The sequence below is a fragment of the Aeromonas sp. FDAARGOS 1405 genome, from assembly GCF_019048265.1.
Taxonomy (GTDB): domain Bacteria; phylum Pseudomonadota; class Gammaproteobacteria; order Enterobacterales; family Aeromonadaceae; genus Aeromonas; species Aeromonas veronii_A.
Window position 1 is genome coordinate 188,596 of record NZ_CP077311.1, and the last position, 23,557, is coordinate 212,152.

Here is a 23,557-nt window from a genome sequence, read left to right on the forward strand (position 1 = left end):
CTGGAGCCTTGCCGTGCTGCTGCGTATTTTTACCCTCGCCTGTCTGTTAATCCTTGGCGGTTGTGCCACTACCCAACCCCAGCGTGACCAGGTGAACTGGAACCAGGAGCGGACCCGTCTCGAGCAGCTGACCCACTGGCAGCTATCCGGCAAGATGGCAATCATCACGCCCCAGCAAAAGGGCAGCGCCCGTCTCAACTGGCAGCAAGATGGGGAGGATTATCGCCTCAACCTCACCAGCCTGATCGGCACCAGCATTCTCGAGCTATCCCGCAGCAAGGGGGAGATCACCCTGCTCGACAGCGACGGCAATCGCCACCAGAGCCAGGATGCCGAAGCACTCATCTATCAACTGACCGGCTGGAATATTCCGGTTGCTGGATTGCCAGAGTGGATCAAGGGGCTGCCGGGTCAGGCGGAGTTTGAACTCAACCCCGACAGCAGTCTGGCCAGCGTGCGCGACGGCCAGTGGCAGATCGTCTATGGCGATTATCGGGATCAGGATGGCTACCGCCTGCCGCACCAGCTGACCATGACCGGCCAGAACAGCCGCCTCAAGCTTCAGATCAACCAATGGACTCTTGCACGTTAATGGCTTCCACACGCTGGCCGGCACCGGCCAAACTCAACCTGTTTCTACACGTCAATGGCCGTCGTCCCGATGGCTATCACGAGCTGCAGACCCTGTTTATCTTCCTCAACCACAGCGACTGGCTCGAGTTTGAAGTGATACCGAATAGCGACACTCTCACCCTGACGCCGGCCATTCCCGGGGTGCCGGATGAGCAGAATCTGATTATCCGGGCGGCTCGGCTGCTGCAGGCAACCCTGCCGAGCCCGCAAGGGGCGAATATCAGGCTGGAGAAAGTGCTACCCATGGGCGGCGGCATTGGCGGCGGTTCGTCCGATGCAGCGACCACGCTGGTAGCGCTTAACCACCTCTGGCAAGCGGGTTTGAGTGAAGATGAACTGGCTGCGCTCGGCGTCCAGTTGGGGGCTGATGTACCGGTGTTTGTTCGTGGCAAGGCGGCCTTTGCCGAAGGGGTGGGCGAGCGACTGCAACCGGTCGAACTGCCCGATGCCTGGTATCTGGTACTCAAACCCGATTGCCATGTAGCTACTGCGGCCGTATTCCAGGATCCGGACCTGCCCAGAGCCACGCCGAAAATGGCGCTGGACAACCTGCTGGAAGGCGAGTGGAAAAACGATTGCGAATCACTGGTGAAAAAGCGCCACCCCGAGGTTGCCAATGCGCTCGGCTGGTTGCTAGAATACGCGCCGTCAAGAATGACGGGCACAGGAGCCTGCGTCTTTGCTCAATTTGAAGACGAAGTGACTGCTCGGGAAGTGTTGGCCTGCGTGCCGAAGGGACTTGATGGGTTTGTCGCCAAGGGCGAGAACATATCACCTCTCTTCTCCACATTGCAACAGTTCAAATGATTGGGGTATCGCCAAGCGGTAAGGCAGCGGGTTTTGATCTCGCCATTCCTAGGTTCGAATCCTAGTACCCCAGCCAATTTTACCGAACGGTATTGATGATGATTAACGTGGCCGGTTTTGCACTCGGCCACGGATTCGGGTTACCGGTATCATCACATTCATTGGGCAGCAGACACCTTGTACGTTATCTTGATAAATCGTTTGCCCCAAAACGATAGGGTCTGATTTCAGACTCCCCCACATACTGGATGCAACCCCGAGGTTTCAAACCGTGCCTGACATGAAGCTGTTTGCTGGTAACGCAACGCCGGAACTAGCCCAGAAGATCGCAGATCGCCTGTTTATCAAACTCGGCAATGCTGCCGTAGGTCGCTTTAGCGACGGCGAGATCAGCGTACAGATCAATGAGAATGTACGTGGTGGCGATATCTTCATCATTCAATCCACCTGTGCCCCGACCAACGACAATTTGATGGAATTGATCGTCATGGTGGATGCTCTGCGTCGTGCTTCAGCTGGCCGTATCACTGCCGTTATCCCCTACTTTGGTTATGCCCGTCAGGACCGCCGCGTCCGCTCCGCCCGTGTACCCATCACCGCCAAGGTTGTCGCTGACTTCCTCTCCAGCGTCGGTGTGGATCGCGTGCTGACCGTTGACCTGCATGCCGAGCAAATTCAAGGTTTCTTCGACGTTCCGGTAGACAACGTGTTCGGTAGCCCGGTGCTGCTGGAAGACATGAAGTCCAAGAACCTCGAGTCTCCTGTCGTCGTCTCTCCGGACATCGGTGGCGTCGTGCGTGCCCGCGCCATCGCCAAGCTGCTGGATGACACCGACATCGCCATCATCGACAAGCGCCGTCCCCGCCCGAACGTCTCCCAGGTCATGCACCTGATCGGTGACGTTGCCGGCCGCGACTGCATCATCGTTGATGACATGATCGACACCGGCGGCACCCTGTGCAAAGCCGCAGAGGCCCTGAAAGAGCGCGGTGCCAAGCGCGTATTCGCTTACGCCACTCACCCGGTCTTCTCCGGCTCTGCCGTCGAGAACATCAAGAACTCCGTGATCGATGAACTGATCATCACCGACTCCATCCCGCTCACTGCGGAGATGAAAGCGGTCGGCAAGGTCAAGCAGCTGACGCTGTCAACTGTACTGGCCGAAGCCATTCGTCGCATCAGCAACGAAGAGTCCATCTCTGCCATGTTTGAGCATTGATAGATTCAGCAATAACGAAAACCGCCATCAGGCGGTTTTCGTCTTTCTGGACCTTCTCTTTCCAACTTTCTGCTATCTGGTACGACCCTGCCCCCGGCAGGCTTAAGGATTTACCCATGAATTGCTTGCGTCCCCTCCTGCTCGCGACCCTCACCTCCGCCCTGTTCGCCTGTCAGCCCGTCAAAGAGAACCCGCCCTTTGTGCTGACCCTGGCTCACATGAACGACACCCACTCCCAGTTTGATCCGGTCAATGCCGAGATCAAAGGGCAGATCTTTGCCCAGCAGGGGGAGACGGACACCCTCTATACCCGCTTCGGCGGTTATCCACGCCTGCTGACCATGGCGAAAGCCTATCAGGCCGATGCGCTGGCCAAGAACCAGCCCTTGCTGCTGCTGCACGGCGGCGATGCCTGGCAGGGCAGTGGCTACTTCAAGCTCAACGAGGGGATGGCCAACGCCGAGTTGCTGAGCCAGTTCGGCCTCGATGCCATGGCGCTGGGCAACCACGAGTTCGATCTGGATAACCAGAAGCTGGCCCGCTTCATCGAGGGGGTCAACTTCCCGGTGCTGGCCGCCAACCTCGACACCAAGGCCGATCCGGCCCTCAGCAAGGCTGACAACCTCAAGCCCTTCGTGGTCTACGCCTTTGACGGCAACCAGAAGAGCCCGGTCACCGATCTCGACAACCTGCCGCAAGGCAAACAGCTGGTCGCCGTCATCGGTCTGGTGCTGGAAGACATGGGCAATATCGCCCCCAACGTCGGCAAGCTGCGCTTTGGCAAGGAGGTCGCCTCGGCTCAGGCCACGGTCGACATGCTGCAAGCCAAGGGGATCCACCAGATCGTGGCGCTGACCCACATCGGCAACGAGCGGGATCTGGCGCTGGCGGCCAAGGTAAACGGCCTCGATGCCATCGTCGGCGGCCACTCCCACAGCCTGCTCGGCGATTTTCGCAATATCGGCTGGGGCAAGACCGGCGATTACGCCAAGCTGGTGACCAATCCGGATGGCATCGGCAAAACCTGCGTGGTGCAGGCGGGCTCCTACGCCCAGGCCATCGGTCTGGCACAGATAACCTTTGACAGCCAGGGTCAGGTGACCGACTGCCAGGGCCACAATAGCCTGCTGGCCAGCCGCGACTTCTTCGCCGATGCGGCGCGCAAGCAAGCGCTCGACGATGCCCGCAGCAAAGAGGCAAGCCAGTTTGTCGACAACCAGCCCAATCTGGTGACCGTGGATGAAGATCCGCGCCTGCGCGGCATCATCGACAGCCACTACAAACCGGCGCTAGAGAAAGCCTACGGCCCGGTGATCGGCACCATCCCCGAGCAGCTGCAAAATGCCCGTCGTCCCGGTGACAACGGCAGCGACAGCCACGGCTCAGATGTAGCGCCGCTGGTTGCCGAAGGGGAGTTCTACTGGGCCAATACCCCAGCAGTGCAAGCCCTGACCGGCGGCCCGGTCGATTTTTCTCTGGTTGCGGTGGGCGGCGTGCGCGCCGACCTGCCTGCTGGCGAATGGCGTGAGGGGGATAGCGCCCTCACTCTGCTGCCGTTCAAGAACCAGCTCTCGGTGCTGACCCTGACCGGCGCCGAGGTACGCGCCCTCCTGACCGAAACCATCACCGCCACCCTGCCCGCCAGCGCCCATGCCGGCAAGTTCCCCTATGGCGGCCACCTGCGTTACACCTTCCAGGAGACCGACGCAGGCAAAGCGGGCACCCTGACCCAATTGCAGCGCAAGACCGCAAGCGGCGAGTGGCAGGATCTGGTGGATAGCCAGCACTATCGGGTGGTGATGAACGCCTACAGCGCCAACGGCAACGATGGCTGGCAAGCACTGGCCAATGCCCAGCGTCAGAAGAGCGAGCGGGTCGATATCGCCAGCATCAACGGCAAGCTGACCGCCTTCCCGGTGCTGAAGGTGGCACAAAACGGCGAACTGCTGAGCGCCGTCTATGCCCCAGGCCAGCCCCTCGATTGCAAAGCCAGCGGCGTGGATTGCGGCACCGATGCAGCCTCTTTCGTGGAGTATGTGCGCGATGCCCGTCCCACCCTGACCGCACTGGATGAAGAGACCGTCACCCTGCTGCGTGCCAAATAACGACGGTAGTCAACCGGGCACAACCCATCGGCAAGCTGAAACGGGCCTCATGCAAGAGGCCCGTTTGCCCACCGTTAGCCACCCATTGGCCGCAATAATGCTGCAAATCCCGCCATAACATGCGCATTGGTTGAGTGATCGCCACTCGGCGGCTAGAATATTGCGTCCTATTGCCCTGGGTAGTGTGCCCACGGCAGCTGCGAGTGAAGACATCAAGCGTGACAAGCGAAATCAAACTGATCGTCGGACTGGGCAACCCCGGCCCGGAATATGCCAAGACCCGCCACAACGCGGGCGCCTGGTATGTGGAGCAACTGGCCCGCTGGCACAATGTCAGCCTGCGTGAAGAACCCAAGTTCTTCGGCCATACTGCCCGCATCCTGGTCGAGGGGCAGGATGTGCGGCTGCTCATCCCGAACACCTATATGAACCTCTCTGGCAAGGCGGTGGCCGCACTGGCGCGTTTTTATCAGATTGAGCCGGAAGCGATTCTGGTGGCCCATGACGAACTGGATCTGCCGCCGGGCATCGCCAAGTTCAAGCAGGGTGGTGGTCACGGTGGCCATAATGGCCTCAAGGACATCATCGCCAAGATGGGCAACAACAATAACTTCTTCCGACTGCGTCTCGGGATCGGCCATCCCGGCAGCAAAGAGCAGGTGGCTGGCTTCGTCCTGACCAAGGCCCCCAGCAGTGAACAGAACCTGATCGACGCCGCGCTGGACGAGTCTCTGCGCGCCACCGACATCCTGTTCAAACAAGATATGACCAAGGCCATGAATCGCTTGCACAGCTTCAAGGCTGAAAAAGGTTAGGTCGGTTTGACCCTGTACGGGCATTGTGCCGGTCCATGAGCAACGACCAGAACAAGCATGACATGGGCCGCCTGCGGGCGACCCCCAACAGCATCCATCAAGTAAGGTAACAATCCATGGGTTTTAAATGCGGTATCGTGGGCCTGCCCAATGTAGGCAAATCCACCCTGTTCAACGCACTGACCAAGGCCGGTATCGAAGCCGCCAACTTCCCGTTCTGCACCATCGAGCCGAACACAGGTGTGGTGCCGATGCCGGATCCCCGCCTCGATCAGCTGGCTGCCATCATCAATCCGCAGCGCGTTGTACCGACCACCATGGAATTTGTGGACATCGCCGGTCTGGTTGCCGGTGCCTCCAAGGGTGAAGGTCTGGGTAACCAGTTCCTGGCCAACATCCGTGAAACCGAAGCGATCGGCCACGTAGTGCGCTGCTTCGACGACGAGAACATCATTCACGTTGCCGGCAAGGTCTCCCCTGCTGACGATATCGAAGTGATCAACACCGAGCTGGCCCTGTCGGATCTGGACGCCTGCGAGCGCGCCATTCACCGCCAGTCCAAGCGCGCCAAAGGCGGCGACAAGGATGCCAAGCTTGAAGTAGAAGTGCTTGAGAAGATCAAGGTCGCACTGGAAAACGGCCAGATGATCCGCGGCATGAAGCTGGATAAAGAAGAGCTGGCCGCCGTGAGCCACCTCAACTTCCTGACCCTGAAACCAACCATGTATATCGCCAACGTGGCGGAAGATGGCTTCGAGAACAACCCCTATCTGGACAAGGTGCGTGAAATCGCCGCCGCCGAGAACGCGGTAGTGGTCGTGGTCTGCTGTGCCATCGAAGCCGACATCGCCGAACTGGACGACGAAGATCGCGCCGAGTTCATGGCTGACCTTGGTATCGAAGAGCCGGGCCTGAACCGCGTGATCCGCTCCGGCTACCAGCTGCTCAACCTGCAGACCTACTTCACCGCCGGTGTGAAAGAGGTGCGCGCCTGGACTATTCCGGTCGGAGCTACTGCCCCGCAAGCGGCTGGCAAGATCCACACTGACTTTGAAAAAGGCTTTATTCGCGCCCAAACCATCGCTTTTGAAGACTTTATTACCTACAAGGGTGAGCAAGGCGCCAAGGAAGCGGGCAAGATGCGCGCTGAAGGGAAAGATTACATCGTCAAAGATGGCGATATCATGAACTTCCTGTTCAACGTCTAATCCCATGACAGGCCAGCATTTGCTGGCCTGTTTTTTATCGAGCAGAGTCAGCTATCTGCCAGTCATGCTTTAAAAAAAACCAGATTGTCGGGCTTTTGCGCAACAGAGGCCAATATCTGGTCAAACGCACTCAAATTGCGTTTTTCTGGCAAAAAAAGGGTTGACGCCCCAGAGCCAGATACGCATAATTCGGCCCGCACGGTGACGAGGCAACGACTCACCGGAAGCAAGGTTGGCTATGTAGCTCAGCTGGTTAGAGCATCGCACTCATAATGCGGGGGTCACAGGTTCGAATCCCGTCATAGCCACCATATCTAGTTGGGGTATCGCCAAGCGGTAAGGCAGCGGGTTTTGATCTCGCCATCCCTAGGTTCGAATCCTAGTACCCCAGCCATTTTTAAAAGTTCTTTGCCAGTCTCACGACTGTTGAGGAGCGCTGTTGGGGTATCGCCAAGCGGTAAGGCAGCGGGTTTTGATCTCGCCATCCCTAGGTTCGAATCCTAGTACCCCAGCCATTTTTAAAAGTTCTTTGCCAGTCTCACGACTGTTGAGGAGCGCTGTTGGGGTATCGCCAAGCGGTAAGGCAGCGGGTTTTGATCTCGCCATCCCTAGGTTCGAATCCTAGTACCCCAGCCATTTTTACTTGTATTTGACTCACGTTGAACACAAGACGGCTATGTAGCTCAGTTGGTTAGAGCATCGCACTCATAATGCGGGGGTCACAGGTTCGAATCCCGTCATAGCCACCATTATTTCTGTTGGGGTATCGCCAAGCGGTAAGGCAGCGGGTTTTGATCTCGCCATCCCTAGGTTCGAATCCTAGTACCCCAGCCATTTTTACTTGTATTTGACTCACGTTGAACACAAGACGGCTATGTAGCTCAGTTGGTTAGAGCATCGCACTCATAATGCGGGGGTCACAGGTTCGAATCCCGTCATAGCCACCATCAATTTGCGGAAGTGGCGAAATTGGTAGACGCACCAGATTTAGGTTCTGGCGCCCTAGGCGTGAGAGTTCGAGTCTCTCCTTCCGCACCATTGATAGCAGTGCCAAACAGACCAGCTCACGCTGGTTTTTTTGTATCTGACATTTGCCTCTCCCCAGTTTTTCTCTCGCGCCTCTATTAACCCAGCTCCACGTTAATTCCCGTCCACATCACTCTTCACTGATTCCGAGCACGCCTTGCCACTCTTGTCTCCTGGCCATAAAAAAGCGGCCCGCAGGCCGCTGGTGCACACATTCATCATCCCGGTTATCAGAACGGGAAGAACCAGGGGATCGCTACCACGCTGACCGCCATCACCAGCAGGGTGAAGGGCACCCCGATACGGATAAAATCGGCAAACTTGTAGTTGCCCGGCCCCAGCACCAGGGTATTCACTGGTGAGGAGACGGGCGTCATAAAGGCGGCCGAGGCGGCGATGGCAATGGTCATGGCGAACGGATAGGGCGATACCCCCATCTGCTGCGCCGTGCCCAGCGCAATGGGCGCCATCAGTACCGCGGTGGCGGTATTGGAGATAAATAGCCCGATCACTGCGCAGAGCGCAAACAGGCTGGCCAGCATCACCCGCGGCCCCATCTCCCCCACCGCATTGATCAGGCCACCGACGATCAGATCCACCCCGCCGGTTTTTTGCAGCGCCAGTGCGAAGGGGAGCATACCGACAATCAGGATCAGGGTCGGCCAGTGGATCGACTTGTAGGCACTCTCCATATCGATGCAGCGAAACTTGCCCATCAGCAGACAGGCGATCAGCGCGGCAATGACGTTGGGCACCGGATCGGTCACCATCAGCAGGATCATCACTCCAAGACAAAAGAGGGCATGGATCGACTGACTGCGGGCGGGGGCCATCTCGTCCACCTCGGCCGGCAGTCCCATCAACAAAAAGTCGCGGCTGTGAGTCTGCAGTTGCCGGATATGGCTCCAGTTACCCACCACCAGCAGGGTGTCCCCCATTTGCAGCGGCTCGTCCACCAGTTTGCCAGCCAGAGCCTCACCATCGCGGCGCAGCCCCACCACACTCAGGCCATAGCTGGAGCGGAAGGTCACCTCCCGCACACTCTTGCCCAGCAGCTTGGATTCGGGTATCAGCGACACCTCGGCCATCCCCACCTCCCGCGCCTGATCGGAGAAGTACTCTCCACGCAGGATCATGGGCTCGAGCCGCGCTTCGCTGCAAAAATCCCGCACGTCCACCTCGGGATCGGACATATCGATCAGCAGCACATCCCTGGCCTGAAATTCACTGATCCCCGACACCGGCACCATCACCCTGCGAAACTTGCGCCAGCGCTCCACCCCGATAATGTGGGCGCCATAACGGGCGCGCAGTTGCAGCTCGTCCAGGGTATGGCCAATCAGGGGAGAGTCGGGGTGCAGCGCCAGGCGGCGGGCCCGACCGGTCAGCCGATAATCACGGATAAGATCGCGAAAAGTACGGCGCCCGGTCTGCTTGCCCTTGCCCTCCTCCCCCTCGCCCACCAAAGAGCCGCGCACCAGCAGCATGTAGAGGATGCCCAGCCCCAGGATCAGCACCCCCATGGGAGTGAAATCGAAGAAACCGAAGCCGTGTATGCCGTGGCGCATCAGCTCGCTGTTGACCACCATGTTGGGGGGCGTGGCCACCAGCGTCATCATACCGCTGATAAGCCCGGCAAAGCCGAGGGGCATCATCAGGCGACCGGCCGGGATCCCCATCCGGTTCGCCACACTCAGCACCACCGGGATAAAGATGGCCACCACCCCGGTGCTGCTCATCACAGCCCCCAGCGTCGCCACCGCCACCATCAGCAGCACCAGCAGCTTGGTCTCGCTGCTGCCCGCCACCTTCACCAATGCATCCCCCACCTGATAGGCGATGCCGGTGCGCACCAACCCCTCCCCGACTACAAACAGGGCGGCAATCAGAATAACGTTGGGATCGCTAAAGCCCGCCAGCGCCTCCGGCAGGGTGAGGGTGCCGCTCAGCACAAAGAGGATAATGATCAACAGGGCGACCACGTCCATGCGCACCTTGTTGGTCATAAAGAGATAGATGGCGCCAGCCAGCAGACAGAGCACCCAGACAAGCTCGGAATTCAATGCAACCTCCTTTTATCACGTGATTCTCCTCCCGGAGAGTGGACTCTATCAGACCACAGCCATGGCGCTATCATCTTGCTACATATCAATAAAGTCCGGCCCGCCGGGGCCCCATAACCCATCACTGCTGGAATAACCGGGCAGCAGCGGCGATTTCTTTGATATGGGCCAAGCCCGGGGCGGACAAAAGTCCTGCCCCTCCTCCCCCTCACCCCTTAGAATGGCGCCCTCGCATACTAACCCTCATGCCCAAGGATCAGAAAATGAGCATATTCGAGCTGTTCAGCATCAATAACACGCTAGTGACCATACCGCTGGGTGGCGGCTATGCCATGTCATGGATTGAAGCCATCGGCACCCTGTTCGGGCTGGCCTGCATCTGGTTCGCCAGTCAGGAGAAGACCATCAACTACCTTTTTGGCCTTATCAACGTCAGCCTGTTTGCCATCATCTTCTTCCAGATCCAGCTCTACGGACTGTTGATGCTGCAGCTGTTCTTCTTCTGCGCCAACGTCTACGGCTGGTACGCTTGGACCCGCCCGGCCAACGATCAGGGGGATACCCTGCAGATCCGCTGGCTCAGCAAATCCAAGCTGATAATGACCGCCGCCGTGAGCGTGCTGGCCATCGCCCTGCTGACCCGCTATATCGACCCGGTCTTCGCCACCCTGGCACGCACCTCGGTCTCCCTGCTCAACCTGTTTGGTGCCAACCTTGCCATCCCCGAGCCCTCCCCTGATGCCTTCCCCTTCTGGGATGCCAGCATGACGGTGCTCTCGGTGGTCGCCCAGATCCTGATGACCCGCAAATACGTGGAGAACTGGATCCTCTGGGTCGTAATCAACATCATCAGCATCGGTGTCTATGCCGCGCAGGGCGTCTACGCCATGTCGCTCGAATATCTGATCCTGCTGTTTATCGCCGCCAACGGCACTCGCCTCTGGGTGATTGCCGCCAAGCGCCAGCCACAAGGTCTGTAAGCCATGAGTCTGTTACCCCATCTTCAGTGCCGCCCCGACCAGATTGCCGAGCGAGTGGTACTGTGCGGCGACCCGGCCCGGGTCGATCGCATCGCCAGCCAGCTCGAACAGTGTGAAGTGCTGGGGCAAAACCGGGAGTTTCGCCTCATCAACGGCCGCTATCAGGGGCAGCCCATCACGGTCTGCAGCACCGGCATCGGCGGCGCCTCGGCCATCATAGCGCTGGAGGAGCTGGTGCAAGCCGGTGCCCACTCGCTCATACGGGTCGGCTCCGCCGGTGCCCTGCAGCACGACATCGGCCTTGGCGACCTTATCGTGGTGGAAGGGGCGGTACGCAATGAGGGGGCCTCACAGGCCTATCTGCCCGCCGAGTACCCCGCCTGCGCCGATATCTGGCTGCAGGCCGCCTTGCTCAACCATGTAGCGACCGGCAGCCAGCCTCATTGGCACGGGCTGGTACGCTCCCACGACAGCTTCTATCGAGATGATGAGCAGGAGGTGTGCCGCTACTGGCATGCCCGTGGCGTGCTCGGCGCTGACATGGAGACCGCAGCCCTGCTGACCGTGGGTCGCCTGCGCAAGGTGCGGGTCGCCGCCGTGCTCTGCAACGTGGTGCTGTTCGAGCAGGATGTGCAACAAGGGGTAGCGGATTACGCCAGCGCCGAACAGGCGATGATGGCCGGTGAGCAGCAAGCCATCGCCGCCGCCCTCCACGCGTTGGTGCAATAACCCGCAAACCGTTAACTGCGGCACATCCGCTACCGTGCGGGCTGGTATCCGGCCCGCACTCTTGCTAGCCTCATGGCCCTCGTGATCCGGTGCGACAGGCAAGTCATGCAGCAACAGCCCTACCCCCTAGGCCGTTTTCACGCCGAACTCCAGCAGCTTGAACCCCGCTTTGCCGCGGCGCTCGACGTCTGCACCCTGTTTCTGCGCCGTTACCTGCCGGGCGAATTGATCATGCGGCAGGGGGAGCAGAGCGAGCAGCTCTATCTGGTCGAACATGGCCGGGTCTCCCTCAACAGTACGGTGCACTCGGGCCGCATCTTCCAGCTCGGCGAAATTGAGTGCCACAGCCAGATCTTCGGTGAGATGGAGTTCTTCAGCGCCACCCCGGTGCAGTGGAACGTGGTGGCCGAGACCGAACTGGACGCACGGGTCATCTGCGCCCACAAGCTGGCCCAGCGCCTGCTGACCGAGCCCGAGCTGACCCTCTTCTTCGCCGCGGCGCTTGCCAGCGACTATCTCGATACCCTGGAGATCACCACCAGCCGGCTGCTCCACCCCATCGCCTACAACATCGCCTATGAGCTGTGGCGAGAGCGCCAGCGCACTCCGATGCTGGGATCGCGCAAGCGGGCCCACGAGGCGGCGCGCTTCGGCACCACCGAGCGGGTTTACCGCCGCGCCCTCAAGGAGCTGATCGAGCAGGGCATAGTCGCCGACGGCAGCAATGGCCCCGTTATCGCCAATCTGGCCAAGCTGCGCGCCTATCTCGATCTTTGATTTCCATTCACCTCATTTCGATTCACCCAGTCAGGAGTCACCATGTCTGCCCATTCCTATCCCGAATTCACCTTCTTCAGCCGCTTCGTCGCCGATATTCAGGCGGGCCGCAAAACCATCACCATTCGCGACGAGAGCGAAGCCAACTGGCAGCCTGGCCAGCGGTTGGCGCTGTTTACCAACCCGGAGCACCAGCCCTTTGGCACCATCGAGGTGCTCTCGGTCAAGGCGGTAGCCTTCGATGAACTGAACGACGAGCACGCCCGTCAGGAGAACATGACCCTCCCCGAGCTCAAACAGGTGATCCGCGATATCTACCCCGATATGCCGCCGCTCTATGTGATTGAATTCAAACTGATTGCCTGAGCCGGATTTGGCCATTGCCGAGCGATGTGTTAATAGTGTCCTCTTTTGAATCATGGAGGTGACCCGAGTGTTTGAGATAGCGAGCCTGAAAGAGGGGATGATGCACGGGGTCGAGCTGTTCCAGCTGCTGCTGGAGATCATCTCCATCGCCTGTGTGGTCATTGGCCTTGGCAAGACCCTCTGGCTGGCGGCAAGAGTGCGGGATCACCAACCCGGCTTTCCGCGCATTCGCCTCTGTTTTGGCAGCTGGCTTATTCTGGCGCTGGAGTTCCAGCTGGCCGCCGACATCCTGGCCACCACAGTCGCGCCGAGCAAGGAGGAGCTGATCCGTCTTGCCATCATCGCGGTCATCCGTACCTTCCTGAACTACTTCCTCGGCAAGGAGCTGGAGGCACAAGCGGAACACCAGCAGGAGCAGCGCAGCGAGCAGACCAAGGCTGCTCAATAACCAGTATTCCTGCATAGCATCATCGCTGAGTGCCGTGCCATCCCGACCACAGCCGTGGCCTGGGATGGCACCTTTGTGACCCTTCCCGCACTTTTGGCAATCAGCCAACAATGGAACCCTTTTCAAGGTTTCCCCTGCCCTGTCGAGTAGCAGCTCATCTGCGTAAGATAGAAAATCTCCTCCCCAACCGGCCACGCTGATGAACCCGCAACCCCTCCACACGCCCGATATAGACCTCGATAGCTGCGTCATCTACCAGATCTACCCCATGAGCTTTCAGGACAGCGATGGCGACGGACTGGGCGACATCAACGGCATCCGTCAGCGCCTCAACTATCTGGCCACCCTCGGGGTCGATATGCTCTGGCTCACCCCCATCTATCGCTCCCCCAAACGGGACAACGGCTACGATGTGGCGGACTACCGTGCCATCGACCCCGCCTTCGGCACCCTGACCGAGATGGAGCTGCTGATAGCCGAAGCGGCCGCTCACGGCATCGGCATCATGATGGATATCGTCGCCAACCACACCTCCACCGAGCACGAGTGGTTTATGAAGGCACTGGCCGGGGATCCCCGTTATCAGAGTTATTACGTGTTTCGCGACCAGGCCTTCGTTGACGCTCACCCCATTACCTCGATTTTTGGCGGCAGCGGCTGGCAGTACGTGCCGGAGCTTGATCGCTACTACCTGCACAACTTCGATCCCAGTCAAGCCGATCTGGACTGGGACAACCCGGCGGTGCGCGCCGAAATGGCGGCGGTGATCAACTTCTGGCTGGGCAAAGGGATCAAGGGATTTCGCTTCGATGTGATCGATATGGTGAGCAAGGAGTGGGACCAGCTTGCCATGAGCAATGGCCCGCGCCTGCACGACTATATCCGCGAGCTCAATGCCGCCAGCTTCGGCGGCAAGGGGATCATCACGGTGGGGGAGACCTGGGGAGCCGATCTCGCCCATATGCAGAACTATTCGAACCACGATGGCAGCGAGTTCAGCATGGTGTTCAACTTCGAGCATCTGGGGCTGGGCAGTGACAAGTGGTCATCCCGCTTTGATCCCCTCGCCTTCAAGCGAGCCATGACCCGCCACCAGCAAGGGCTACACGGGCGTGGCTGGAACAGCCTGTTTCTCGGCAACCACGACCTGCCTCGCGCCGTCTCCCGCTTTGGCGATGACAGGCCAGAGTGGCGGGAAACCAGCGCCAGGCTGTGGGCCATGGTGCTGCACATGATGCAGGGCACTCCCTTCATCTATCAGGGGGAGGAGCTGGCCATGACCAACCGTCACTGGCAGCCGGACGAGCTACGCGATGTGGAGGCAATCAACTACCGCGCCAGCCAGTCAGGGCTGGATCCTGCCGAGCTGAGTCGGCGGCTCGATGCCATCGGCCGCGACAACGCCCGCACCCCGATGCAGTGGGACGCTGGCCTCCACGCCGGTTTCAGCACGGCCACCCCCTGGATCGCCCTCAATGCAAACCACGTCGAGATAAATGCTGACGAGCAGCTGGCCCGCCCCGACTCACCGTTTCACTGCTATCGCCAGCTTATCGCCCTGCGCAAGGCTCACCCGGTCATTCGCCACGGCAATTTCGAGCTGCTGGATGGGGATGATCCCGAGCGTATCAGCTATCTCCGCCACTGGCAGGATCCGGCCAGCGGAGAGCAGCACACCCTGCTGCTGCTCGCCAATCTCACGGCCAATCCCTTGCCGATGCCCCACTTCGACAAGGTGACAGACAAGATGCGGTTGCTGCTGGCCAATTACCCTGGCGAACCACTGCCACTCTTCGCCCCTTATCAGTGTGCGGTATGGCTAGCCGATTGATCAGGCATTGATAGAGGCCAGCTCATGGCGCTTCAATGCCAGCAGAGTGATCAGCAGCGCCAGCGTGGCAATCAGCCCCATGCCGATATAAGTGGTGCTGAAACCTGCGGCCAGCAGATCGGGCCCAAGCCGACTCAGATCACTGCCACTACCGGCAGGCAGGCTGGAATGGAACAGCATGGCGCAGATGGCCACCCCGATGGCCCCCCCCAGCTCACGGCCAAAGTTGAACAGCGACATGCCGATGCCGCGATCTTCCCGTGGCAAGGCATTCTGTACCACCACCGAGAGGGCGGGCAACACCAGACCCAGGCCAATACCGGCAAAGCCGAGGGCCAGCTTGACCCAGGCATCAAAGTGGATCTGCCAAAGCGCCACTGCAGCCAGCCCGAAGCCTACCGCCACAAAACTCTTGTAGTGACCGGTACGCCCGATGAGTTTGCCGCCGACAAAAGCGCCGGCGGTAATGCAGATCATGAAGATCACCATACTCATCCCGCTCTCACTGGCGCTCAGCCCCTTTTGCCACTGCATCTGCAGGGGTAGATAAACCAACACCGCAAACATCAGCAACTGGGAGAACATCACCAGCAGCACACTCACCAGATAACCGGGCAGCCGCACCAGATGGGCTGGCAGTATGGGGTCATGAGCGCGCCGCTCAATCAGCACCAGCAACATCAGAGAGACCGCCAGAGCCCCCGCCAGCCAGATGGCAGGGAGGGCTGCCTCGGGTGAGAGCAACAACAGAGTCAAGGTGGTGACGGTAATGAGCAGTGCCGCCCCCTTCCAGTCGAAGCGACTGTGGCGACGCACATTGAGCTGTTTAAGATTGCGGTTGATCAGGTAGATCGCCAGTGCACCAAGCGGCAGGTTGATCCAGAAGATCCAGCGCCAGCTGAGTTGTTCGGTAAAGTAGCCACCCAGCAGGGGCCCGGCAATGCTGGAGACCGCATAGACCGCCGAAATGTACCCCTGATACTTGCCCACTTCCCGCGGCGGAATCGTGTCGGCAATCACGGTAAAGGCAAGAGCAATCAGGCCGCCCCCTCCCAATCCTTGCAGCACTCGGGCCGCCAGCAGGGTCGGCAGATCCTGAGAGAGGGCGCAGGCGATAGAGCCCGCCAGAAAGAGACCAATGGCGATATTGAGCATCCGTACCCGGCCAAAGAGATCACTCAGTTTGCCATAGAGAGGCAGTACGGCGGTGGCCGCCAGCAGGTAGGCGGTGACCACCCAGGTGAGGGCGGCACCGGCGTGCAGCTCGGCACCGATCATCGGCAGCGGGGTGGTGACGATGCTCTTCTCCAGCGAACCGAGCGCGATCACCAGCGCCACACTGGAGAAGATGGTTTTAGGGGATATTTTCGAGGTCATAAGGGGACTCGCTGATCTGATATGCCAAAGGATCGGCAATTGAGCGAGTTATTGTCTCACAAATCAGCAAGAGATAGAAAAAACGGCGGTCACATCTGCCCGATCATGAGACAGATCCCATAATCGATGTCCCCAATCTGCTAGCCTGCCCTATTTGATTCGAGGAGTCCCCATGAGCGCGCCAGAACAGTACGGATTTGATCACTACGATGCCCTGATTTTCGATATGGATGGCACCCTGGTGGACTCCATGCCCCTTCATCTGGATGCCTGGGAGCTCACCTGCGCCGAATTCGGCATCCCCTTCGAGCGGGATCAGCTCTATCAATACGGCGGCATTCCCACCCGCAAGATCATCGCCATGCTGGCCGAGCAGCAGGGGCTGACGGTAGATGTCGAGGCCTTTACCCTTCGCAAGATTGCCCTCTACATGACCCATATCGACAAGGTCAGCGTCTTTCCCAAGATGTGGGCGCTGGTCAGGCACTATCACGGCAAAGTGAAGATGGGAATTGGCACCGGCTCACCACGCAATCAGGCGGACGCCATCCTGAAGATCACCGGTCTCGATGCCTATATTTCTGTGGTAGTGAGCGCAGATGATGTCACCAACCACAAACCCCATCCGGATACGTTTCTGAAAGTGGCCGAACAGCTGGGGGCCAATCCAGCTAACTGTCTGGTCTTTGAAGATACCCGGATCGGGCTTGAGGCAGGCAAGGCGGCAGGAATGGATACCCTACTGGTAATGGAAGGCGAGCTGCAACAGAGGTAGGAGGCGAGCTGGCAGCGCAGCAACATGGCGCATCCTCCCGGATGACGCACTGTTGCTGTTCAACTCCCGGATAAAGGCTGCTCCTGCAGACAGGAGATGAGCGTCGGCCCGGGGGAAACCGTCAAAGAGAGTGCATCGGCCATGGCTTTCTCCTGCCATGTCTGATGATGACGCAGCAACGCCAGCGCCTCAGCCGGCGTATCTGCAAAGACGGGGGCTGCCATGGCGGAAAATCCCTGCTCAACCAGCTGACGACGCTCATCGCTATAACGGGGGGCATTGGCATCGAGATAGGTAAGCGCCTGGCCCAGCGTGAAGAAGTGATAGTTGGGCATCGAATGACCCTCAAAAATAAAGTGCCATTCTACTCCTTTTTGGTCAATTTCCAGCCTCAAACCCTTATCCGTCCGGTGATCTTGTTCACATTTTTGTTAACAATCTCGCAAATCATCATGTCACCGCACATGGCCTGTCCAGAGGACCCATCATCCCCGGCGTGCAATAGACAACCAACCACTGTAGAGACCCCTATCCATGGCTCCACGCCAGGTCGGCGTCATTCGGTTGCCTGATGCCTTGACCATACTGCCCCCTGTCAGCCGATATATTGCCAACTGCGGTCGCTCCGGTAAGGGGCCACAACACTGGTTACGCATATTTCACCAGATATATAAAAAGATAAAAACGCTCCGGTTCTGGGCCAGCCGTCAGCCTATCGATAATGAACAGGCGTCGCCCATGCAAATATTTGAATTATATTCCAGCCACATCTTTAACCACTGTTACATTCATGTCTGCTAGCATATTTTTGCGCGGCAAGATAGATGACTAAAAAAACATAAAATACATATCTATGCACAATAAAATCGTTTGATGGCAGCTTGATGCATCGCATTAACCCTTTCTTTACACTCCTTCACTGCCAAGGCCTGTGCCCCAACACCCGTCCGGACTGGACTACTGCTCGATGCTGGGCCATTGGCGAGCAAACAGGTGACTATTCAGCGTGAATTGAATAGCAATATGCTTAAATTTGCGCCCATTGAGCCATCTCATAGAAATGCAATCAGCGGTTTGCAACCCCTGATAGCCACTCATAGAATCGCAGCGTCTGAAATATCTACCCTGTTCTCTTCTCCCTTATTCCTCTCAGTAATTGAGTGGATCACAAATAATAACCGGGGATGCCGCCGCTGGCGCAGTGGCCGTGGCGCACAACAAGATGGGGTAAACCTGTACCTGAATGAACAACAAATATTAAAAAGAGGCATATCTATGAGTGGCACCATCATCAAGTCGGCAAGAAATACCCCCCATGCACCCCAGGATCTGGGCCCCTGCACCCAAACGGTGGCGTTTTCTCATTACAACAATATCTCCGCCCAGCTGCCGGTCGATCCCGCCACCGGCAAGATGGTGAGTGGCGATGTCACCGCGCAGGCCAGACAGTGTCTGAGCAACCTCAAGGCGATCATCGAGAGCATCGGCCATGTGATGGACGATATGGTCAAAGCGACCATCTTCCTGAAAGAGATGGCGGATCTGGAGGCGGTCAACGCCGTCTATCGCGAATTCTTCCCGGGCTATCTGCCGACCCGCACCACCCTCGCCGTCGCCGCCCTGCCGCTGGGCGCGCTGGTGCAGATCGATGCCATCATCTCCAACGGCGAAGGTACCTTCCCGCAAGATCCTTGCCCGCTAGTGAAGCTCGCCCGCAATAGCGACAAGGCGCCGCACAATCCGCTCTCCACCCATACCGTGGCCTTCTCCCACTACAACAATATCGGCGCCCAGCTGCCGGTCGAGGCCGCCTCGGGCCAGCTGGTTGCCAGTGGCATCAAGGAGCAGGCGGGCCAGTGCCTGCGCAATATCAAGGCGGTGCTGGAGAGCATCGACGTGCCGTTTGACGATATCGTCAAGGTTACCGTCTATCTGACCGATCTGGCCGATCTGGAGGCCGTCAACGAGGTCTACACCACCTTCTTCCCCGACTCCGCCATCGCCCGCGCCGTTGCCTATCTGCCCGCCCGCTCTGTGGTCAGTGCCGCCGCCCTGCCCATGGGGGCACGGGTGCAGATGGATGCGGTCATCTCCCACGGTGACGGCACCCCGCCGCAACTGGTGGAAGACAGACACAATCTGGTGATCCGTGCCCGCAATACCGACAAGGCACCGCAGAGCCCGCTCCATTGCCAGACCGTCGCCTTCTCCCACTACAACCATCTCTCTGCCCAACTGCCGATTGACCCCGCCACCGGCAAGATCCTGGCTGGCTGCATCAAGGAACAGACCGCCCAGTGCCTCAGCAATATCAAGGCGATTGTGGAGAGCATCGGCCATGTGATGGACGATATCGTCAAGGTCAATATCCAGCTCGCCAATATCGCGGATCTGGCCGAGGTGGATGCCATCTATACCAAATACTTCCCGGCCTACCTGCCGGCCCGCACCGTGATCGCGGTGCGCGAACTGCCCGCCGGTGCTCTGGTACAAATCGATGCAGTGATGTCCAACGCCGAAAGCACCCCGCCGCAGGCGTAAGGGTTGCAATAAATAAAAAGAGACCGGCTATATGCCGGTCTCTTTTTACATGTCAGACAAAGAGGTAGCCCCTCAGCCCTCGATATCGCGGTTCCTGATCGCCACTCTGACCGCCTCTGCCGTGGTGGCCACCCCCAGCCGACGGCGGGCACTGCGCAGATGGTTCTCGACCGTGCGCACCGAGAGCTTCAGGGTGGTGGCGATGTCGGCATGGCGCCAACCCCGGGAGACCCACTCCAGCACTTCGCGCTCACGACCAGTGAGGCCGCGCTCGTGGCCCGCTACCGGCATCTCCATCAGCCGACGAGCTGCATGAAAAGCTGCCACCGCGATCAGCGCAAGGCCAACCCGAGCGGGAGCGCTGGCATCGATCTGATCACCGCCAAAACTCATCGCCCCCTCCAGTCCCAACGGCCCATAGACGGGTACCTGCAAGCCATGTCGGCCCGGCACTTCGGGCTGGCGAACGATACGGTACTGCTCACCAGAGGCGCCAACCGTTTTGCTCCAGAAGAAGGGCTGGTCTCGCTCCCTGATATGCATCGCCATCGGGCACTCGCGCATATAGGCATGCAGGTCGACCACCTCACCGCTCTCCAGCCACGCCCCCTCCAGCCAGTAAAGATGCTCGACCACCCCCTCCTCGCTGGCGCTGATGGAGAAAAGCGCAAAGCGGTGATACCCCAGCGGGGTGGCAAAGGCGCGCACCAGTTGCTGGATCTCCTCCAGCCGCTGGCACCCTTCCAGCGCCACCGCGACCTGCAATGCATTCGCTGGCGATGACGACAACCTCATCGCTTGGCAACCGCCTCCAGCAAGGTGGTGGCGGCCAGCTTGCCGAGGTTATTACCAGCCAGCGGGCTGTCACCGGTCAGCAGATTGCGATCCCGGCACACCTCTCCCGAGATGCCGTTGTTGACGATCTCAAAGCCAATCTCTTTGAGCTTCTCGCCAAACTTCCAGGTAAGGTGGCCAGGCATATAGCCAATTGCCGGGGTCTGGGCATCCAGCTCGTCGGGGAAGGCGCAGATCTTGTAGCCCGCGAAGGTCTCTGGATTGGCCACCGCCAGCAGCGCAGCAGGCCCGTGACAGAGGGAGATGATGAAGCGATCGTTGGCCATCGCCCACTCCAGCAGCGCTTTCACCTCGGCACTCTCCGGCAGCCCCATCAGGGCGCCGTGCCCGCCGGGAATAAAGACGCCGATATAGTCCGAGTCGGCGGCCAGCGCCTCTTTCAGCAGATCGGCCAGCTTGGCCGGTTGGCGGAACTGCGCCTGATATTTGCCATAGAGCCCCAGCACCTCTTCATCTTCGCCGGGCATGGCCCACCACTCGAACTTGACCGGATTGCCGGAGAGGGTGGCCACATCAAAGGCAAAGCCCGCCTTGTCGAGGTGATACATGGGCAGCAGGGTTTCGACCGGATGGTTGCCGGTGGAAAACAGGGTGCCGTTGTCGGTAGGCAGATAGCGCTCATCGGCCCCGATCAGCAGGATCTTCCAGCGCCCCTCCCGATAGGGAGCGGGATAGTCGGCCCCGGCAAGGTCAGATTTGCGCGAGGTGAACTGGCTCAGGGAGTAGGGCGACGGGAAGAAGGCATTCTGCTCTGCCGGATCCGGGGTTGGTTGTTTATCGTCAACAAGCATGTCGGTCATGGGTCAGGCTCCAGTAGTGGTGGACTCGGTCTCACAGTATTGACTGTCAGAGACCAAGTAAATGAGGGTTTTCCCTCAACCGCCATGACTATGGCAAGGGATGTGACAGCGCTGCGACAAAACCTGAACAGAGCGCCCGCCAGGGTTAGTCCATTGCGGCAAATGCCTTGACGATGGCATCCATGACCGCTCTGACCCGCGCAGCATGCTGCACATCCTGATGGGTCACCAGCCACACATCGTAGGATTGCTCTAATTGCCGCTCGGGCCAGACCCGCATCAACCCGGCTTGCTCGGCCAGCGGAACCGCCACCTCGCCAAGCCCCAACCCCATCAACAGGGCCTGACGCAGCATCAGGCTGGTATTGACCCCCGCGGCGACCGTGGCTCCCTCGGCCGCCTCTTCGAGCATCATGGGGGATCGCGCGCTCTGCCAGTGGGGCTCATACACCACCAGCGAATGGCCCGCAAAACCGGTGCCCGCTTCGGGAATGCCATGGCAAGCCAGATAGTCGGCGGAGGCATACAACCCGACCGGCCAGGAGACCAGCTTGCGAATAATCAGGTCGGGATTGTCCGGCTTCACCGTCCGGATCGCGATATCCGCTTCCCGCAAGGACAGATTGACCACCTGGGTAGAGGTATTGAGGATGACCCTGATATCGGGATAACGCTGATGCAGCTCGGTCAGGGCCGGTATCAGAAAATCCATCCCCAGGGTGTCTGTAGTCGCCACGCTGACCTCCCCGACCAGACGGTTGTCGACCCCTTGCGCCGCCCGCACGAAATCAATGGCCGCCAGCTCCATCTGCTGAGCGCTGGCCAGCACTATCTCCCCGACATTGGTCAGCACATACCCTTTGGATGTGCGGAGAAACAGCGTGGCCGCCAGACGATGCTCCAGTGCGGCAATCCGTCTGCCAATGGTGGCCTGATCGACCCCGACCACACGGGCGGCGCCCCTCAGGCTACCTTCCCGATGCAACGCCAGAAAAATTTTCGCATCATCCCAGTTCATCACGACTCCCGGTTGAAATGCATTTTTGCATTACAGGTGAGGGATAATACTGCGTTTATTCATCAGCAATCTCCACTATCTTGGTGCTCATCCCACTAGGGGAACCTCATATCACCTCGTTACAGGAGCAGCTGATGTCTCATTCTCATTTCATTCCCGCCACCATGAACGCGGTAGAGATTACCCAGCCCGGTGGCCCCGATGTCTTGCAACTGACCACCCGCGCCACACCAGCGCCCAAGCCCGATGAGGTCTTGATCCGGCACTATGCGACCGGCATCAATGGGCCGGATGTGATGCAGCGCAAGGGGCTCTACCCGCCTCCGGCAGGGGCATCGGATATTCCCGGGCTGGAGGTCGCCGGGATCGTGGTCGCCAAGGGGGAGCAGGTGACCCATCTCAAGATTGGCGACAAGGTCGCCGCGCTGATTTCGGGTGGCGGCTATGCCGAGTACAGCGTCGCCCACCAGAGCAATGTCCTGCCCCTGCCGCCCGGATTGAGCTTTGTCGAAGCCGCGGCACTGCCGGAAACCTTTATGACGGTCTGGTCAAATATGTTTGAACGGGGTCAGTTTAAAAAAGGGGACATTATCTTGATCCATGGCGGTGCCTCCGGTATCGGCACGACCGCCACCATGCTGGCCAAGGCATTTGGCGCCGCCAAAATCATCACCACGGTCGGCTCACCCGAGCAGCAGGCCGCCAGCATCAAGCTGGGCGCGGATGTGGCCGTGCTCTACAAGGAGGAAGATTTTGTCGAGGCCGTGCATGCCGCCACCGATGGCCATGGTGCCGACATCATTCTCGATATCATTGGCGGGGAGTATGTCGCACGCAACTATGCGGCGGCCGCCATCAATGGCCGCATAGTCCAGATCGGCATTATTGCGGGCGCCGCCCCCAATCTGGATCTGTTTCCCATGCTGCAAAAGCGACTGACCCATATCGGCTCCACCCTGCGCTCGCGTACCCCGCAGGAAAAAGCCGAGCTGATTGCCCAACTGCAAACTCATGTCTGGCCATTTATCGAACGCGGTGAGGTCAAACCGCAGGTTTACCAGACCTTCCCGCTGCATGAGGCCGCTGCCGCTCACCATTTGCTGGATTCAGGCCGTCATATCGGCAAGCTGGTATTAACCATGGCGCGGTTGTCGTCAGATTGATAAAGCCCATAGTGGAGCAGG

The 23,557-nt window shown here is 59.2% G+C and carries 21 protein-coding genes and 9 tRNA genes; 24 read left to right on the plus strand and 6 right to left on the minus strand.

Annotation, left to right across the window (positions count from 1 at the left end):
* The first annotated feature begins 13 nt into the window (after positions 1-13).
* The 15 genes from lolB (at position 14) to I6L35_RS00920 (ending at position 7,825) form a co-directional block, all read left to right on the plus strand.
* Positions 14-592, plus strand: coding sequence for a lipoprotein insertase outer membrane protein LolB (gene lolB, locus I6L35_RS00850; RefSeq protein ID WP_216979299.1), 579 nt, complete (start codon positions 14-16; stop codon positions 590-592).
* On the plus strand, positions 592-1,440 hold the full coding sequence (ispE, locus tag I6L35_RS00855; RefSeq protein WP_216979300.1) for a 4-(cytidine 5'-diphospho)-2-C-methyl-D-erythritol kinase: 849 nt from the start codon (positions 592-594) through the stop codon (positions 1,438-1,440). Before lolB ends, ispE begins: the two co-directional genes overlap by 1 nt.
* Position 1,441: 1 nt before the next feature.
* Positions 1,442-1,516: transfer RNA gene (locus I6L35_RS00860), tRNA-Gln, on the plus strand.
* A gap of 195 nt (positions 1,517-1,711) precedes the next feature.
* A complete protein-coding gene (locus I6L35_RS00865; protein ID WP_005343846.1) occupies positions 1,712-2,659 on the plus strand; it encodes a ribose-phosphate pyrophosphokinase in 948 nt (315 codons plus the stop codon).
* Positions 2,660-2,775: 116 nt separating this feature from the next.
* On the plus strand, positions 2,776-4,764 hold the full coding sequence (locus I6L35_RS00870; RefSeq protein WP_216979301.1) for a bifunctional UDP-sugar hydrolase/5'-nucleotidase: 1,989 nt from the start codon (positions 2,776-2,778) through the stop codon (positions 4,762-4,764).
* A gap of 218 nt (positions 4,765-4,982) precedes the next feature.
* Positions 4,983-5,579 (plus strand): aminoacyl-tRNA hydrolase, encoded by a 597-nt coding sequence (pth, locus tag I6L35_RS00875; RefSeq protein ID WP_058059203.1) that lies wholly within the window; start codon positions 4,983-4,985, stop codon positions 5,577-5,579.
* 116 nt (positions 5,580-5,695) lie between these two features.
* Entirely contained in the window at positions 5,696-6,787 is a 1,092-nt protein-coding gene (ychF, locus tag I6L35_RS00880; protein WP_005343844.1) for a redox-regulated ATPase YchF, read from the plus strand.
* Between the two features lie 234 nt (positions 6,788-7,021).
* Positions 7,022-7,098, plus strand: a tRNA-Met gene (locus I6L35_RS00885).
* 8 nt (positions 7,099-7,106) lie between these two features.
* Positions 7,107-7,181 (plus strand) — tRNA-Gln (locus tag I6L35_RS00890).
* A 46-nt stretch (positions 7,182-7,227) separates the two neighbouring features.
* Positions 7,228-7,302 (plus strand) — tRNA-Gln (locus tag I6L35_RS00895).
* Between the two features lie 46 nt (positions 7,303-7,348).
* Positions 7,349-7,423, plus strand: a tRNA-Gln gene (locus I6L35_RS00900).
* Between the two features lie 36 nt (positions 7,424-7,459).
* A tRNA-Met gene (locus I6L35_RS00905) sits at positions 7,460-7,536 on the plus strand.
* Between the two features lie 10 nt (positions 7,537-7,546).
* A tRNA-Gln gene (locus I6L35_RS00910) sits at positions 7,547-7,621 on the plus strand.
* Positions 7,622-7,657: 36 nt separating this feature from the next.
* Positions 7,658-7,734, plus strand: a tRNA-Met gene (locus tag I6L35_RS00915).
* 7 nt (positions 7,735-7,741) lie between these two features.
* A tRNA-Leu gene (locus I6L35_RS00920) sits at positions 7,742-7,825 on the plus strand.
* A gap of 218 nt (positions 7,826-8,043) precedes the next feature.
* On the opposite strand, the gene I6L35_RS00925 is transcribed toward I6L35_RS00920, so the two are convergent.
* Positions 8,044-9,876, minus strand: a complete 1,833-nt coding sequence (locus I6L35_RS00925; RefSeq protein ID WP_216979302.1) for an SLC13 family permease — start codon at positions 9,874-9,876, stop codon at positions 8,044-8,046.
* Between the two features lie 263 nt (positions 9,877-10,139).
* Here I6L35_RS00925 and pnuC point away from each other — a divergent pair, with 263 nt between their 5' ends.
* The 6 genes from pnuC to I6L35_RS00955 all read left to right on the plus strand — a co-directional run bounded on the left by pnuC (position 10,140) and on the right by I6L35_RS00955 (position 15,007).
* The gene (gene pnuC, locus I6L35_RS00930; RefSeq protein ID WP_111900740.1) at positions 10,140-10,856 is read left to right on the plus strand and encodes a nicotinamide riboside transporter PnuC; all 717 of its coding nucleotides are present in this window, start codon (positions 10,140-10,142) and stop codon (positions 10,854-10,856) included.
* Positions 10,857-10,859: 3 nt separating this feature from the next.
* Complete coding sequence (locus I6L35_RS00935; protein WP_216979303.1) at positions 10,860-11,585, plus strand: nucleoside phosphorylase; 726 nt, start codon at positions 10,860-10,862, stop codon at positions 11,583-11,585.
* 105 nt (positions 11,586-11,690) lie between these two features.
* The gene (locus tag I6L35_RS00940) at positions 11,691-12,362 is read left to right on the plus strand and encodes a Crp/Fnr family transcriptional regulator (protein ID WP_216979304.1); all 672 of its coding nucleotides are present in this window, start codon (positions 11,691-11,693) and stop codon (positions 12,360-12,362) included.
* A gap of 42 nt (positions 12,363-12,404) precedes the next feature.
* Positions 12,405-12,728 carry a N(4)-acetylcytidine aminohydrolase gene (yqfB, locus tag I6L35_RS00945; RefSeq protein WP_216979305.1) on the plus strand — a complete coding sequence of 108 codons (324 nt, stop codon included), beginning with the start codon at positions 12,405-12,407 and terminating at the stop codon, positions 12,726-12,728.
* A gap of 67 nt (positions 12,729-12,795) precedes the next feature.
* Positions 12,796-13,176, plus strand: a complete 381-nt coding sequence (locus tag I6L35_RS00950; RefSeq protein WP_005353951.1) for a DUF1622 domain-containing protein — start codon at positions 12,796-12,798, stop codon at positions 13,174-13,176.
* Positions 13,177-13,375: 199 nt separating this feature from the next.
* A complete protein-coding gene (locus tag I6L35_RS00955) occupies positions 13,376-15,007 on the plus strand; it encodes an alpha-glucosidase (protein WP_216979306.1) in 1,632 nt (543 codons plus the stop codon).
* Here I6L35_RS00955 and I6L35_RS00960 read toward each other — a convergent pair whose 3' ends face one another.
* Complete coding sequence (locus I6L35_RS00960) at positions 15,008-16,384, minus strand: MDR family MFS transporter (RefSeq protein ID WP_216979307.1); 1,377 nt, start codon at positions 16,382-16,384, stop codon at positions 15,008-15,010.
* A gap of 172 nt (positions 16,385-16,556) precedes the next feature.
* On the opposite strand from I6L35_RS00960, the gene I6L35_RS00965 reads away from it, so the two are divergent.
* Complete coding sequence (locus tag I6L35_RS00965) at positions 16,557-17,159, plus strand: HAD family phosphatase (RefSeq protein ID WP_216979308.1); 603 nt, start codon at positions 16,557-16,559, stop codon at positions 17,157-17,159.
* Between the two features lie 59 nt (positions 17,160-17,218).
* On the opposite strand, the gene I6L35_RS00970 is transcribed toward I6L35_RS00965, so the two are convergent.
* Entirely contained in the window at positions 17,219-17,494 is a 276-nt protein-coding gene (locus I6L35_RS00970) for a hypothetical protein (protein ID WP_005343832.1), read from the minus strand.
* A gap of 940 nt (positions 17,495-18,434) precedes the next feature.
* On the opposite strand from I6L35_RS00970, the gene I6L35_RS00975 reads away from it, so the two are divergent.
* A complete protein-coding gene (locus I6L35_RS00975) occupies positions 18,435-19,700 on the plus strand; it encodes a RidA family protein (RefSeq protein ID WP_216979309.1) in 1,266 nt (421 codons plus the stop codon).
* A 72-nt stretch (positions 19,701-19,772) separates the two neighbouring features.
* On the opposite strand, the gene I6L35_RS00980 is transcribed toward I6L35_RS00975, so the two are convergent.
* The 3 genes from I6L35_RS00980 to I6L35_RS00990 all read right to left on the minus strand — a co-directional run bounded on the left by I6L35_RS00980 (position 19,773) and on the right by I6L35_RS00990 (position 22,373).
* Positions 19,773-20,495: a PA1136 family autoinducer-binding transcriptional regulator gene (locus I6L35_RS00980; protein ID WP_216979310.1), complete on the minus strand. Its 723-nt coding sequence runs from the start codon at positions 20,493-20,495 to the stop codon at positions 19,773-19,775.
* On the minus strand, positions 20,492-21,355 hold the full coding sequence (gene hchA, locus I6L35_RS00985) for a glyoxalase III HchA (protein WP_041208110.1): 864 nt from the start codon (positions 21,353-21,355) through the stop codon (positions 20,492-20,494). Before hchA ends, I6L35_RS00980 begins: the two co-directional genes overlap by 4 nt.
* A gap of 145 nt (positions 21,356-21,500) precedes the next feature.
* Complete coding sequence (locus I6L35_RS00990; protein WP_216979311.1) at positions 21,501-22,373, minus strand: LysR family transcriptional regulator; 873 nt, start codon at positions 22,371-22,373, stop codon at positions 21,501-21,503.
* Positions 22,374-22,507: 134 nt separating this feature from the next.
* Here I6L35_RS00990 and I6L35_RS00995 point away from each other — a divergent pair, with 134 nt between their 5' ends.
* Positions 22,508-23,536, plus strand: coding sequence for an NAD(P)H-quinone oxidoreductase (locus I6L35_RS00995; protein ID WP_216979312.1), 1,029 nt, complete (start codon positions 22,508-22,510; stop codon positions 23,534-23,536).
* Positions 23,537-23,557: the final 21 nt, after the last annotated feature.

What these genes read in the sequence shown, in the direction of transcription:
- I6L35_RS00965 (WP_216979308.1), top strand. Translation starts at nt 16,557, where the DNA reads ATGAGCGCGCCAGAACAGTACGGATTTGATCACTACGATGCCCTGATT.
- yqfB (WP_216979305.1), top strand. Translation starts at nt 12,405, where the DNA reads ATGTCTGCCCATTCCTATCCCGAATTCACCTTCTTCAGCCGCTTCGTC.
- I6L35_RS00970 (WP_005343832.1), bottom strand. Translation starts at nt 17,494, where the DNA reads ATGCCCAACTATCACTTCTTCACGCTGGGCCAGGCGCTTACCTATCTC.
- I6L35_RS00980 (WP_216979310.1), bottom strand. Translation starts at nt 20,495, where the DNA reads ATGAGGTTGTCGTCATCGCCAGCGAATGCATTGCAGGTCGCGGTGGCG.
- hchA (WP_041208110.1), bottom strand. Translation starts at nt 21,355, where the DNA reads ATGACCGACATGCTTGTTGACGATAAACAACCAACCCCGGATCCGGCA.
- ispE (WP_216979300.1), top strand. Translation starts at nt 592, where the DNA reads ATGGCTTCCACACGCTGGCCGGCACCGGCCAAACTCAACCTGTTTCTA.
- I6L35_RS00975 (WP_216979309.1), top strand. Translation starts at nt 18,435, where the DNA reads ATGAGTGGCACCATCATCAAGTCGGCAAGAAATACCCCCCATGCACCC.
- I6L35_RS00990 (WP_216979311.1), bottom strand. Translation starts at nt 22,373, where the DNA reads ATGAACTGGGATGATGCGAAAATTTTTCTGGCGTTGCATCGGGAAGGT.
- pnuC (WP_111900740.1), top strand. Translation starts at nt 10,140, where the DNA reads ATGAGCATATTCGAGCTGTTCAGCATCAATAACACGCTAGTGACCATA.
- I6L35_RS00870 (WP_216979301.1), top strand. Translation starts at nt 2,776, where the DNA reads ATGAATTGCTTGCGTCCCCTCCTGCTCGCGACCCTCACCTCCGCCCTG.
- I6L35_RS00955 (WP_216979306.1), top strand. Translation starts at nt 13,376, where the DNA reads ATGAACCCGCAACCCCTCCACACGCCCGATATAGACCTCGATAGCTGC.
- I6L35_RS00995 (WP_216979312.1), top strand. Translation starts at nt 22,508, where the DNA reads ATGTCTCATTCTCATTTCATTCCCGCCACCATGAACGCGGTAGAGATT.
- I6L35_RS00940 (WP_216979304.1), top strand. Translation starts at nt 11,691, where the DNA reads ATGCAGCAACAGCCCTACCCCCTAGGCCGTTTTCACGCCGAACTCCAG.
- ychF (WP_005343844.1), top strand. Translation starts at nt 5,696, where the DNA reads ATGGGTTTTAAATGCGGTATCGTGGGCCTGCCCAATGTAGGCAAATCC.
- I6L35_RS00960 (WP_216979307.1), bottom strand. Translation starts at nt 16,384, where the DNA reads ATGACCTCGAAAATATCCCCTAAAACCATCTTCTCCAGTGTGGCGCTG.
- I6L35_RS00935 (WP_216979303.1), top strand. Translation starts at nt 10,860, where the DNA reads ATGAGTCTGTTACCCCATCTTCAGTGCCGCCCCGACCAGATTGCCGAG.